Raw genomic sequence first — 14075 nt, 5'->3', positions numbered from 1 at the left:
TTTTTTAGAATTTAACATTTAAGTTAAAACCAAGTCCCCTTGTTGTGGGCAAACCTGTTGCTTCCAAACCGACTAGGTTATCGGAGTTATACCCAAATGATTCTGGATCAATATTATCCACCCATTTTTTGAGCATAAGGACATTGTTGGCAACTAAACTTAGCCTGACACCAGCAATTGGCCATTTTTCAGGAATGAATTTGGTGAAGTCATAACCAGCAGTAACCTGCCTTAATTTCCAAAATCCTCCATCATACACTATCGGTTCTACAAGACCTTGGGACCTTACAATTTCCCAGTATTGCTGAACAGGTGCTACCACTGTATTTGGTTCTCCAGCTTGGTTCACGCCCTCTCCAACTACACCACCTTCCCTTCCTTCCAAGGTCATTTTGTGCAAACCATGTCTGGTGGCATTGAAATTGGTTCCTGAAATCATAACCCCGCCGATTCTGAAATCTACAAGGAATGAAAAGCTCACTCCTTTGTAATTAAATGAATTGGTAATGCCACCAGTCCATCTAGGCAGGGCACTTCCAAACTCAACCATTTGAGGGGTTCTCAGTGGTAAACCATTTGCTCCAAAAACAATTCTTCCCAGATCATCTCTCAAATATCCAAAGCCGGTTACCTGCCCCATTTCTTTACCCACAACCTGTCTTAATTCTCCATTGAAAACGTGGTTACCAACGGTAATTCTTTCACCAGGTGTGTCAGATAGGAGGCTCAGAACTTTGGTAATGTTATAAGCTCCATTAAAGGAAACTTCCCATGTAAAGTTACTTGTTTCCACAGGCACACCAGTTACTAACATTTCCACACCTCTGTTGCGGCTTTGACCGCTATTGATAGATGTATTGATGAAACCTGAAGCATCTGAAATTTGTGCACTTACGATCTGATCACTAGTGATTTTGTTATAGGCAGCCATATCTACCATCAACTTTCCTTGGAACATTTTCATCTCAAATCCAACTTCTGTCTCCGCAACCCTCATAGGTCTTAGATTTGGGTTGGGAAGAGTGCTGCCTATAGGTTGCCCTACAGGTTGCCCATTGAACAAGTTGGCATTGATGCCATAGAAAAGGACGTTAGAATAAGGTGCAACATCGGAATCACTACCAACTTCAGCATAGGCCACTCTTAGTTTTCCGAAATTGAACCAGTCAGAAGTACCGGTATTTTCTGTAAATACCCAACCCGCAGATACTGAGGGGTAAAGGATACTTCTGTTTTCTGGGGAAAGGGTTGAAAACCAGTCATTTCTTATGGTACCATTGAGATAAAGGTATTTCTTATAGGAAAATTCAGCAAAAGCAAAAAGAGAATTGACCCCCCTTTCCACTCGATCAAATATCGGGTCTTTGGCTCTTCCGTTTTGAGGAGTGTATAAATCTCTGATTACAAAATCAGTGACTTGGGTGCTCTGTAGCTCAGATAGCCTCTTCATCATGTTTCCGCCCACATTTGCATTAATGCCAAAATCCCCAAACTCTTTTGTAGCAGATAAAATGAAATCAGCATTGACTTCTCTAAAGTTTCTTGCTTCTTCAGTTAAGACACCGTTGACAAATCCTGCTGGTGCTGCAGCCCTGGAAGCCTGTCCTGTTGGGAAATTGTTTACCCTCTGGGTTCTAGACCAATAGTCTTGACCTACCCTTCCCTGAATGTAAAGCCAATCAGTGAAATGGTATACGGCTGCCACATTTCCAAAAACCCTATCTCTTTTGATTTCATTGAACTGTCTTTCAAGAGTAAAATAAGGATTGGTCCTATTTCTAAACCTAGAATAAACAGCCTCATTCCCTTGTGCATCAAAGGCATTATCCCTTAATACATCCAAAGGCATTGAATTGGCCATGTTGTAAAGAGCCGTTGGAATCGAGTTATCCTGGTCAGCGATGTTAGGAGGATTCTGGTTGTTTTCAATAGAATAATTTATATTACCCCGGACGTTGAATTTTTTACTGAATTCATGTGTAAAGCCGAAGTTAAATGTTTTTCTATTGTAGGTGTTATTGGGAACAATCCCTTTGCTGCTCAAATCCGAAAATGAAAAACTCATACCTCCCTTATCATTGCTGGTAGCAAGAGTAATGGTGTTGGTAGTGTTTTGACCGTTTCTAAAGAAACCATCTATTCTATTTCTTACCGGTACATAAGGGACGACAACCCCATCAAACAATGTCTGGGTCATGCCTGGAGCAAATTTTTCCCCGAAGGACCATTGTCCTGATGTTGGATTGGGAGTGGTAGGTCTTACCCCATTTTCACCTTGTCCGTATTCATACTGATAATCAGTGAAATCCAAAGGTTGTTCAATGGTGTGGTTAAGGTTATAAGTAATCCCGATTCCTTTCTTATCACCTTTGGTTTTGGTGTTGATCATGATCACACCGTCTTTGGCTCTTGAACCATAAAGGGCAGAGGCCGCTGCACCTTTCAAAACGGTCATGCTTTCGATATCATCTGGGTTGATACTGCTAAGGCCATCTCCTCCATCTGCGGTAACACCACCCCCTCTTTGTCCAAAAGAATTGTCAGCCCCCTGATTACCAGGTCTTGATCCAAAATTGGTATTGTCAATAGGAATACCATTGATTACAATCAAAGGATTGTTTTGCCCCCCAATGGAAGACTGACCCCTGATCCTTACTTTGGAAGTACCACCGGGCCCTGTTCCAAGGGAAGTGATGTTCACCCCGGCAATTTTACCTTGAAGGGCGTTCATGAAATTTGGTGTTCTGTTAATTGTCACCTCGTCTGAGGTCACATTTGTAGCTGCATAGCCAATACTCCTTGAAGTTTTCTGGATACCCAAAGCAGCAATTACTACTTCTTCCAGAGCCTGTGTTTCCTGTACCATCACAACATCTATCACAGAACGGCTTCCAATTTGAATGTTTTGCGTGGCAAAGCCAATATAGGAAAACACCAAAGTTGATCCTTCCGGTACTGTGATCCTATAGTTCCCATCAATATCGGTTACTGTTCCTATTGTAGTTCCCATAACTGAAATGGCAACCCCGGGAATAGTTTCACCTGATTCACTTTTCACTGTACCGGTAATGGTTACGTCTGCTTCATTGATCTGTATTTCAATATTATTTACTTTATCATCAGCATTTACTGACTTTACACTGATAATATTATTGACCTGTTTGAAATGAAGCTTCTTTTTATTGGCTACTTCATGTAAAACCTCAGCAACGGTTCCACTGGAATTGCTAAGTTCAATTTTTGACTTATCCTTTAAGTTTTTCTCTGTGTAAAAAAAACTATAATCTGTTTTATTCTCTATGGCATTCAGAATTTCCTCTAAATTACCCTCCCTGACATCGAGATTGATGTAAACTTCATCAATACTCTTGATCTGGTCCAAATTGCTTTTTGCATAGACTGCAATAGTTGATATGGTCAAAAAGAATACACTGAACAGTGCGCTTTTGAAGACCATAATTTTTCTTTTTTGTAATGATTTCGACATATTTTGGGTTGTATTAGTGTCAATCAATTTATTATGGTACTTGAATTACATAACATCTTCAGAAGATGATTTTTTCTTAAAATGCTGCTCTCTTGGAGAAGCTGGATTTTGAAGGTTTGATGTTTCATAGGCAGGTTTAATTAAATTTGAGTTCTACATTATCTTCTTTGATTTGATATTCAAAGTCCAAGGAATAGCTAAGGACTTTCAGAACATTGCTGAGGTATTCGTGTTGTTTGAAAGTTCCTGTACATTTGTAATCAGGAATTTTATTTGTTCCTGCTATACTGATATTTACCCCATACCATCTCTCCAATTCTAAAACTACTTGATAGAAAGGGACTTTGTCAAAATGGAGAATTCCTTCTTTCCAATTGAGTATTTTGGAAATGTCTATTTGCTTTTTATGTAGGGTCTCACTTTGAGGGGAATAATCAACGGCTTCTCCAGGATTGATTTCGATTAGATTTTTATTTTTTGTATTCTCTACTCTTACTTTCCCAGAAGCAAGGCTGACTTGGATGCCTGAGCTTTCCTCATAGGAACGTATATTGAAACTTGTACCTAATGCTGTTGTGGAGATATTTCCTGTAATTACTGTAAATGGATGGGATTCATCTTTTATCACATCGAAGAAACCTTCTCCCTCCAACCTGACAATCCTATTATGAATGAAATCACTACTGAAGGTTAATTTACTATCTGAATTCAAAACAACTGAAGAACCATCAGGTAGACTAATTATTTTTTTATTTCCTTTTGGCGTTGATTTTACTATACCAAAAGTTTCTTCTTCAATAGGGGTTGCTTTTTCATTTTCGATAAGGATAGGCGTGTAAAAAATAAATCTCAGGGTAAAAATCAATAGCAAAGAAGCAGCAATTCCAAACCATATTCCCAAATGAATAGACTTTTTGGTTTGGTATAAAGATTTGGATTTGGCAACACCCTTTAACTTTAATTCCTTTTGAACTATGTTTTTTTCTGGATCTGCTTGCATTGTTTGGTTCTCAACTTTCCATACTTCTTCAATTATAGCTTCGTATTCTTTCTGACCTTTTGGAGAATTTATCCAAACCATGAATTCTTCAGCCTCTCTTTTTGAGAGCCTGCCATTAAAAAAATCTTCAATATTTTTTTTGCTATAAGACATTAATCCCCTGTTTATGTCATATAGCTTTCTCGACTAGAATTTACTTAGTTTAAACAGAAAAAAAAATTACATTTTTATAAAAATGGAAAAATATTGAGATGAATGGGTAAGGTTGCTTGTTAATATAATAGGCAAAAAAGGAAAAATGCCAAAGATTTTATGGAGATATCATACTTATTTTGCAGGACATGTTTAATTGTCTTTGTAGCAACATAAATATGACTCTCCACGGTTCTTTTGGAGATGCCCATTTTTTCGGCAATTTCATTGGCACAAAGATTTTCTACATTTTTTAATTTAAAAATTTCCTTTTGGGTCTTTGGGAGTTTTTCAATTTCTGAATAGGAAATTTTTTCAAGTTCTCTAAAATATACCTGGCTCTCGGTTTCATTGGCAGCTTTCTCCATATGGGAAATTGCATAAACTTCATAGGCTATTTTCCTTGCTTCTTTTTTAGATTTTTTGATGATTAAAGATTTTAATATACTGAGTAAATATGCATTGAAAGATAACTCATGATTTAAATTTTTTCTTGTTTTCCATATGATCATAAATACTTCCTGGACAATTTCTTCTGCATCTTCTGAACACAGGCACATTTTTTTTGCAGTAAAAAAAATCTTTGGTTTAAAAAAATCATAAAGTTCAGAAAAGGCCTTTTCATCACCATCACTTAGCCGGAGAACTAAACAAGGAATGTCGGTAATATTGGCTTTTCCCATTTTTTTAATTAACAAATTTCCCGATCAATTTAGAGAATAATTGTTAATTATACAATTAAAAAAACTTTTCTATTTACAGAAAAAAAATTCAATCCTCCGGATAAGGAACATAAACAAAGCTGGTAAATTCTCCATCTATTACAAATAAGCAGCAGAATTCATCAGGATCTTTGTATGCTGCAATAAAATCATTTAGCAATTCTTCGGCAATTAGTTTTCTTTGTAAAAATTCATCCAGATAAGTAATGTAGTAATTCCAATCCAATTTTTTTTCATCTTTACCTAAAAGTAATTGGCCAATTGGTTGGTCTTTTTTGGAGATGGGAAATATGGGGTATTCTGAAAATTTTCTGCTCCTTACTTGATAAGAAGCTTCTTTTAGAATTTCAGAGATTTTTATAAAATCTTTAGTGATAGTACCTAAATATTTCCCGTTTAATTCGGGGTCATTGAAATCTGATATCATTTCTTTAAGGTTAAAAGCACAATATTTTCTACATGATAAGTCTGGGGGAACATGTCGACAGGTTGCACTTTAACCACCATGTATAGTTCGGACAAAAGTGCCACATCTCTTGCCTGGGTAGCCGGATTACAACTTACATAGACAATTTTCGGAGCCTTTAATTTTAACAACATTCTGACCACATCCTCATGCATTCCAGCCCTTGGAGGATCAGTGATGATCACTTCAGGCTTTTCGTGGCTTTCCATAAAGGCATCATTGAGAAGATCCTTCATATCTCCGGCATAGAATATGGTGTTTTTTATCCCATTGATTGAAGAATTCAATTTCGCATCTTCAATGGCAGCCTCAACATATTCTATGCCTATTACCTGCTTTGCATTTTTAGCAACAAAATTGGCAATGGTCCCGGTTCCGGTATATAAATCATAGACCACCTCATTTCCCTGAAGGTCTGCAAATTCTCTTGCTATTTTGTACAATTCATATGCTTGTTCAGAATTGGTCTGATAAAAGGATTTAGGACCTATGCGGAATCTCAGGCCTTCCATTTCTTCTTCTATGTAATCCTTTCCTTTGTAGGTAATTACATCAAGGTCATGAAAGGTTTCATTTTTTTTCAAATTTACTATATAAAGGAGGGCAGTTATCTGAGGGAATTTTGAATTTAAGAAGGTCATTACTTTTTCAATATCCAAAGAATTATCTTCTCCAAACTGAACAATTACCATAGACTCTCCGGTACTTGTGGTTCTGATAATAAGGTTTCTTAGAAGACCTGCCTGATTCCTGAGGTCGAAGAAAGTTAAACCTTCCTTGAGAGCAAATTCTCTCAATTCGTTGCGGACATCATTAGAAAGGTTACCCTGTAAATAGCAATGCTGTATATCAATGATTTTGTCAAACATTTTAGGGATATGAAACCCTAAGGCATTTCTCTCGAATTGTTCACCGGAATTGATTTCTTCTCTGGTCAACCACCTGTTATTGGAAAAAGTGAAATCCAGTTTGTTGCGGTAATATTGGGTCTTTTCAGATCCAATAATCGGAAGCACATCCGGTATTTCTACCTTGGCAATTCTTGTAAATTGATCGACTACTTGCTGTCTTTTATATTGTTTTTGTAGGTCATAGTTGATATGTTGCCATTTACAGCCTCCGCAGGTGCCGAAATGGGAACAAAATGGTTCAATCCTGTCTTTGGAGAATTCATGGAAATTTATGGCCTCAGCCTCCATAAAAGAACTTTTCCCCTTGGTAACCCTTACATCCACAAGGTCTCCAGGGGCCACATTTTGTACAAAAACAACTTTCCCCTCATAATGCGCTACACATTTCCCTTCAGCAGCTATCCTTTCTATTCTCAGGTTAGGAATAACCTTATTTTTCATCTTCCTTGACATGGGCGCAAAAATAAGGAAAAAAAGGACTTTAGGTTTTGAAGACTATACAAAAGATGTTCAATAAAATATCATTCCTCATCATCAGATGAACTTACAATGTTGAACTAAACAGGATTTTTTTCTTTCATCCCAAGCATATTTTTATCTTTAGATCTCAAATAAAATTTCATGAAATTAAAGGATAAAGTGGTGATTGTAACCGGAGCTACTTCCGGGATCGGAGAGGCCTGTGCTTTGGTGTTCGGTAAAGCCGGTGCTAAGATTGTAATTACGGGTAGATCACAGGAAAAAATTGAAAATACGCTCCAGTTGCTCCATCAATCCGGAATTGAGGCTCTTGGAGTGGTAGCAAATGCCGGATCAGAAGAAGATAATAGAAAGGTTGTTGATGAGACATTGAATTGTTTTGGGAAAATTGATATTCTGATCAATAATGCCGGTATTTCAATGAGAGCACTTTTCGAAGAAATGGACCTTTCTGTTTTTCATAAGGTCATGGAAACCAATTTCTGGGGTACAGTATATGCAACCAAATATTGTCTTCCGGAAATTCTGAAAAATAAGGGTTCAATTATTGGTGTTTCTTCTATTAACGGCTATAGGGGAACACCTGCAAGAACGGCTTACACCGCAAGCAAATATGCCATGAACGGATTTTTCGAATCCTTACGCACTGAAGTGATGAAACGTGGCGTGCATATCCTAGTAGCCTGTCCAGGTTTCACTGCTTCCAATATTCGAAACAATGCCCTTACCGCGGATGGATCTGTTCAAGGGGAATCACCGAGAGAGGAGGGTAAAATGATGACTGCTCTTGAGGTGGCTGAGGCCATACTCCGTGCAACAATTAAAAGAAAAAGGGATTTGGTTTTGACAAGAGAAGGGAAATTAGCTGTATTTTTAAACAAATGGATACCTGGATTGATGGATGGAATCGTTTATAACCATATGGCCAAAGAGAAAGATTCTCCATTTAAATAAATTCTATGTCAAAGGAAATTTTTCAGATTTACCTCAACCGCCTAATTGACCTTTCCAGTAGGAACAGGTCTTTGTACTTACCCCGGTTGATTTCCTCTCAGATGGTGGATTTAAATGATCTGAATTTTCTTAACCACCATCCTACTTTTGAATATATAGAAAATCTTCTTAGTAGAAAAAGGCATTTTCCCTTAATAGATTATGCAGATGCCAGAAATGAAAGTATAAACCTTCTATCTCAAAGATTAAGAAGATTGCAGGGTTTTGTCCAAACAGCAGAATCTGAAACAGGTGAAAAAAACCTCTATGTAGCATGGCCTTTTGTGGAGGGTAAATTATTGAACGGCCAGGTAGTCAGGTGTCCTTTGGTCTTTTTTCCGGTAGAATTGGAAAAAGAAAAAAACCATTGGCAATTGGTTAAAAATGTTGGGGATCAGCCTTTTTTCAACAAAACTTTTTTATTGGCATATGCACAAGCATATGGCCTAAAATTGCCAGGTGTAAATGATGAAAATCCCATGGAAGACTTTTCCAAGGATTCTATTGGTTTCAGAAATGATCTGTATCAATATTTGAAAAAAGAATTTTCTGTAAATTTTACTGCTGAACTTTATGAAAATACAGTAAAAAATTTCCCGGATTCCTCCAAATCCTTAGATGAAAATTCATTCAAAACAGGAAAACTTGAATTGAAATCTTATGCTGTTTTGGGCCAGTTCTCTCAAAAAACAAGTTTCTTGATCCAGGATTATGAAGAATTAATTGAAAACGGCGAATATGAAGACCTTGAATCTCTTTTTTTTAATTATTTTAATTCTGGGGAAGATTTATACCAAATTGTAAGAGAGGACCAATTATACACTTCATTTCCTTTAGATGCTTCCCAAGAACAAGTCTTAAAGGCAGTCAGAGCGGGAAAATCTGCTGTTGTGGAAGGTCCTCCGGGTACCGGCAAATCCCAACTGATCTGTAACCTTGCCTTGGATTTTATTTCCAGAGGAAAAAGAGTCTTGGTAGTCTCCCAAAAAAGAGCTGCTTTGGATGTGGTTTTCAAAAGATTGGATGAACAGGGTTTTGGTCCCTTCGCTGCCTTGGTCCATGATTTCAGGGCAGATAAGAAAAATCTTTTCAAAAAAATACATGATCAGATCTTGTCCCTGGATAATTTCAAAGACCTAAACCGGTCAATTGATACTATCCAACTTGAACGGCAATTTTCGCAGGTTTCCAGGGCAATAGAAAGTCATGCGGAATTTTTTAATGATTATAAAAAAGCCTTATTTAATACAGAGGAGTGCGATGTACCTGTAAAAGAACTTTATCTAAGTTCAAAAATGTCAGATGAGTTTTTTGACCTGACCCAACATTATAAAAAAATCACTTTTTCCGATGTGGAGAGATTTTTGAACGACCTAAAAGAGTACAGTTACTATTATAAAAAATTTCAAAAAACTGAATCATTTTGGCTCCACAGAATTAATTTCAGTTCTTTTGGACCTTCCGTTCCAAAAAGGATTCAGGGGATTTTGGACGAAATCAACAATTCCAAACAAAAAATTGAATTACGTTTTAAAGAGAATGCTGGTTTTGACAGCTCATTCTTATTTATTCTTTTTGAACAAAAGGAAAAATTAGAGCACTTATACCACTTTTTACTTAAAGAGGAAACAAGAGAAATATTTGGGAATATAAGGGAGGTGGAAGCAGGAAAAATCGACCTGTTGTGGTTGGAGCAAAAAATGGAAACCGTTAAAGGGCTTTTGTCAGAGGAGGGTGTGGAATGGTTTTCCCAAGATTCGGAAGTAGAACCACTATTATCTAAAGCATTGGCTTTTCAAAATCGGGGAAAGGGAATTTGGGATAAATTGACATGGCCGATCAAGAGGAAAAAATTTGAACAGGTTTTTGAGGCATTGGACAAAAACAGCCTCCCTTTGGATGAGTATGGGAATAAGATTTTAATTCAGAAACTGGATAACAGGTTGAATATGAATCATCAATATTCCTTGCTTTCTGCAAAGGAATGGCTTCATCTTCCTCCAAAACCCTTTGATTTCACTCATTTTAACCATTTTGCCAAATCCCATTTGGACGCCATAAAGTCTAAATTGATCATTCATGAATGGGGTGTGCTGGGCGATTTTTTGTTGGAGCAGTCCAAGGAAAAGAACAATTTGCTTGATATTGTTGAATTTTTTAGTCAAGAGATCAGAAAATTGGATGAGTTGATGCCCAAATGGACTCTTTATCTGTCCAAAGTTCAGATCCAACATTTGTTCATGAAGTGTACTTCAAATGAAATCAATGAAATAAAAGTTCAGATTCCATTTGTTTTTGATGATCTTGTGGCATTTGATACTTTGAGAAACAGGCTTTCTTTAGAGGATAGAGATCTTATGGAAAAGCTCTTTGATCAAAATGCAACAGTTCCCTTTGAGCAAATCCAAGAGCAATTTTTGACAGGGTTAAAATTTGCGTGGATCGAACATATTGAAACAAAATATCCCATACTAAAGGAAATCAGTACCCCGAAAGCTTTAAATTATCAAAGTGAACTGATGCGCAACATTCAGGAGAAAATGAAATTGTCGAAATTTATTTCAGAACTAAGGGTTAGGGAAATTGCGCTCAGAAATATTGAATACAATAGATTGGGAAATATGTTGACCTATAGAGAGCTGTCCCATCAAGTCAATAAACAAAGAAGATTATGGAGTATCAAAAAAATTGTAGAGGAGTTTGAACATGAAGTTTTCAAGCTCGTTCCTTGTTGGCTGGCGTCACCGGAAACTGTCTCCGCTTTATTTCCGCTGAAGCAATCCTTTGATTTGGTTATTTTCGATGAATCCTCTCAATGTTATGTGGAAAGGGGGTTCCCTGCCATGTTAAGAGGAAAACAAGTAGTAGTGGCAGGTGATTCCCAACAATTGCAGCCGTTTGACCTTTATCAGGTTCGTCTGGATTTGGAAGAGGAGGGGATTGAAACAGAAACAGATTCTTTGCTGGATTTTGTTTCAAAATTTTTTCAAAAATTCTGGCTTGAGGGTCATTATAGAAGCTCTCAATTGGCCTTGATTCAGTTTTCAAATCAACATTTTTATGAAAATAGGTTGAGTATGTTGCCGGATATGCATTTGGAAAACAATAAAGTGAATCCCTTTTTTCTGATAAAAGTGAATGGTATTTGGGAAAAGCATATGAATAGGGCAGAGGCCGAGAAAGTGGTGGAGGAAATAATAAAAATCCAAGAGAAGTTCCCGGACGATAGTATAGGAGTAATTACCTTTAACTATTTCCAAATGGAATTAATCCGGGAAATGATTGAAAATGACCATCAGGTCAATTTGAAATCTGTTGCTGTAAAGAATATTGAAAATGTTCAGGGAGATGAGTTTGATAGGGTAATCTTTTCAATAGGTTATGCCAAAAACAAAGTGGGGAAATTGATTGCAAATTTTGGATTGTTATCAAAAAATGGTGGAATTAACAGATTAAATGTTGCGGTTACCCGAGCCAAAAAGACCATTACGCTTATTACCAGTTTGAATTCAAGAGATTTCAAAACTGATCAGCTTCGAAATGAAGGTGTTAGGATGTTGAGAGACTATATCGCCTTTGTGGAAAATCTGGTCGAGGGTAAACCTTTGGATGTTTTGGAAAGAAAAATACCAGGTTATGAATGGTCTTGGTTTTTGAACAATATCCTTTTGAAGGAAAAGACATCTCATGAATTCGAAAAATTTCAGGATTCGAGTTGCATGGACCTGGCAGAAAAGAAAAAAGGATTTTTTCTTAAAGCGATATTAACTGACGATAAAAGGTTTTATATGTCAGATGGGGCAAAAGAAGCTTTTGCCTACCTCCCCATTCATCTGAAAGAAAAAAACTGGCCTTTTCAATTTTATTTTAGCAGGCAGTATTGGATGGGAAGAGCGCTCGATGATATTGGGAATTAGTTTTTGATTAATTTAAGCCCAATTGCCTCAATTCCCTTCAAATTATCTACCCTCATGTACTGAATAAAGTGAATTTGATGAAAACCAATTTCATTATTAATCGGCAATGTGTCAAAAAAGGAAAATGTATTTCCATAACCTTTTCCTAATGGTTTTCCAGTCGTACTTTCAAAAAGGGGTACATTGATTAGTCTGGATTCTATTTCAACTCCCAGCGAATCTTCTAAAATATATCGTATATATAAATTTCTGTATTCATATTCATTATTGTATTTGAAAATAAAAACCGTTTTATCAAAGTTTAGACCTTGGTTTATTTTAAAAGAAACTGTGTCGTCAATATTCCAGGATTGGGTTTCCATTCCTTGGTAATCCTCATAAACCCTATTTTGATTACAGCTCATAAACAACAGGATCAATCCGATCAGTAGATAAAAATGTTGTCTTCCCATTTTACTCTCCTTTATTTTGATCTCCACGGTTTCTGGGTGGAAACCTCTTTTTTCCTTTATTTTTTGGCCTGTTTTCAGTATCTCCTTTTGCCTGTTGTTGGTTTTCTCTTTTTACAAAATTCGAATTTTCCTCTTTTGCTTGAGGATTGGTTTTATTTTTTTCATCAAAATTTTTTCTTCCGTTTCTGTTTCTCCTATTTTTGGATTTTTCATTTTCGCCCTTAGTTTGGGATTCTTCAATTTTTTGGATATTACTACTTTCGGGTTTCTTAAATGCTTTTTGTTCTGATTCAGCTTGAGCCGTCGTATTTTTATTTTTTCTTTTTTTCTTCTTTTTGGTACTGAATTTCTTATCCAATCTTTCAAGCTCAAGGGTCGATTTAAGGACTTCATCATCAATGCCTTTTGCTTTATTGTTATGCAGGTCAAAAGGAATGATTCCTTTTTCGTTCATTTCCTGAATCTCTCTTACCCTTTCACATGTTGTTGAATGCCAATTGTTATCGTTGTTGTAGCTGAACCACATTAATTTCCTGAAGATATCCGTCTTTTGAAGTTTTGCCGGTCCACTTTCCGTCTGCAATGGTTTATCCACAGAAGGTACATTTTCTAAGGCAGCCATATAGGTGTCCAACTCATAGTTAAGACAACATTTTAATCTACCGCACTGACCAGAAAGTTTACTTGGGTTTAAAGATAGGTTTTGGTATCTCGCAGCAGAAGTAGACACACTTTTGAAATCATGGATCCAGGTTGAGCAGCAAAGCTCCCTTCCGCATATACCGATTCCCCCAATTCTACCTGCTTCTTGTCTAAGACTTATTTGCCTCATCTCCACTCTGATTTTAAATTCCGAAGCGAGGAGTTTGATCAATTCTCTGAAATCAACCCTATCATCTGCTGAGTAATAAAAGGTAGCTTTGGAATTATCAGCCTGGAATTCAACATCGGATAATTTCATATCCAACTTTAACTCATCTATAATTTGTTTGGTCCTGTAAATAGTGGGAACTTCTCTGTTTTTGGCATCCTCCCATTTCTCAATATCCTTTTGCGTGGCAATTCTATAAATTCTCAGGATATTGTCATCATCCTTGATTTTTCTTTTTTGCATTTGCAAGCGGACTAATTCTCCCTGTAGGGATACATATCCAATGTGATGTCCGTTGGGAACATCTACCACCACCGGGTCACCTGTGGTGAGGGAAAGATGGTCTACATTTCTAAAATATTCTTTTCTCCCGCCCTTGAATTTTACTTCTACTATATCAAATTTATCAATGGTTGGAATTCCCATATGGGACAACCAATCAAAAGCGTTCATTTTATTACAATCGCTCGTACCACATGTGCCGTTATTCTGGCATCCTCCGGTGGTTCCTGTTGTGGTAGAGCAGCTATTACATCCTGCCATATTTTTATATACCTAGGGAGATTTAGGCTCCTCGTTGAAAT

Annotated in this window: 9 protein-coding genes; 2 read left to right on the top strand and 7 right to left on the bottom strand. The window is 36.8% G+C overall.

Annotated features, from left to right (window positions below; all coding sequences use genetic code 11):
* Positions 1-4: 4 nt before the first annotated feature.
* The 5 genes from ACFSKV_RS16965 to rlmD all read right to left on the bottom strand — a co-directional run bounded on the left by ACFSKV_RS16965 (position 5) and on the right by rlmD (position 7231).
* The gene (locus tag ACFSKV_RS16965) at positions 5-3457 is read right to left on the bottom strand and encodes a SusC/RagA family TonB-linked outer membrane protein (RefSeq protein ID WP_380805444.1); all 3453 of its coding nucleotides are present in this window, start codon (positions 3455-3457) and stop codon (positions 5-7) included.
* A gap of 166 nt (positions 3458-3623) precedes the next feature.
* Positions 3624-4640, bottom strand: coding sequence for a FecR family protein (locus tag ACFSKV_RS16960; RefSeq protein ID WP_380805441.1), 1017 nt, complete (start codon positions 4638-4640; stop codon positions 3624-3626).
* A gap of 119 nt (positions 4641-4759) precedes the next feature.
* Complete coding sequence (locus ACFSKV_RS16955; RefSeq protein ID WP_380805438.1) at positions 4760-5362, bottom strand: RNA polymerase sigma factor; 603 nt, start codon at positions 5360-5362, stop codon at positions 4760-4762.
* Between the two features lie 88 nt (positions 5363-5450).
* On the bottom strand, positions 5451-5828 hold the full coding sequence (locus ACFSKV_RS16950) for a hypothetical protein (RefSeq protein WP_380805436.1): 378 nt from the start codon (positions 5826-5828) through the stop codon (positions 5451-5453).
* Positions 5825-7231 carry a 23S rRNA (uracil(1939)-C(5))-methyltransferase RlmD gene (rlmD, locus tag ACFSKV_RS16945; RefSeq protein ID WP_380805434.1) on the bottom strand — a complete coding sequence of 469 codons (1407 nt, stop codon included), beginning with the start codon at positions 7229-7231 and terminating at the stop codon, positions 5825-5827. Before rlmD ends, ACFSKV_RS16950 begins: the two co-directional genes overlap by 4 nt.
* Positions 7232-7399: 168 nt before the next feature.
* Here rlmD and ACFSKV_RS16940 point away from each other — a divergent pair, with 168 nt between their 5' ends.
* Positions 7400-8212: an SDR family oxidoreductase gene (locus tag ACFSKV_RS16940; protein WP_380805432.1), complete on the top strand. Its 813-nt coding sequence runs from the start codon at positions 7400-7402 to the stop codon at positions 8210-8212.
* Positions 8213-8217: 5 nt separating this feature from the next.
* The gene (locus ACFSKV_RS16935; protein ID WP_380805430.1) at positions 8218-12168 is read left to right on the top strand and encodes an AAA domain-containing protein; all 3951 of its coding nucleotides are present in this window, start codon (positions 8218-8220) and stop codon (positions 12166-12168) included.
* Here ACFSKV_RS16935 and ACFSKV_RS16930 read toward each other — a convergent pair.
* Both ACFSKV_RS16930 and ACFSKV_RS16925 read right to left on the bottom strand, forming a co-directional pair.
* The gene (locus ACFSKV_RS16930) at positions 12165-12647 is read right to left on the bottom strand and encodes a gliding motility lipoprotein GldH (protein WP_380805428.1); all 483 of its coding nucleotides are present in this window, start codon (positions 12645-12647) and stop codon (positions 12165-12167) included. The two genes, ACFSKV_RS16935 and ACFSKV_RS16930, sit on opposite strands and share 4 nt — an antisense overlap.
* Complete coding sequence (locus ACFSKV_RS16925) at positions 12622-13944, bottom strand: PSP1 domain-containing protein (protein WP_465270333.1); 1323 nt, start codon at positions 13942-13944, stop codon at positions 12622-12624. Before ACFSKV_RS16925 ends, ACFSKV_RS16930 begins: the two co-directional genes overlap by 26 nt.
* Positions 13945-14075 lie beyond the last annotated feature (131 nt).

The sequence above is a fragment of the Shivajiella indica genome (genome assembly GCF_042683085.1).
GTDB lineage: Bacteria > Bacteroidota > Bacteroidia > Cytophagales > Cyclobacteriaceae > Shivajiella > Shivajiella indica.
Note: the sequence above shows the minus strand (reverse complement) of the source record. Positions and strands in the feature narration are given on the sequence as shown.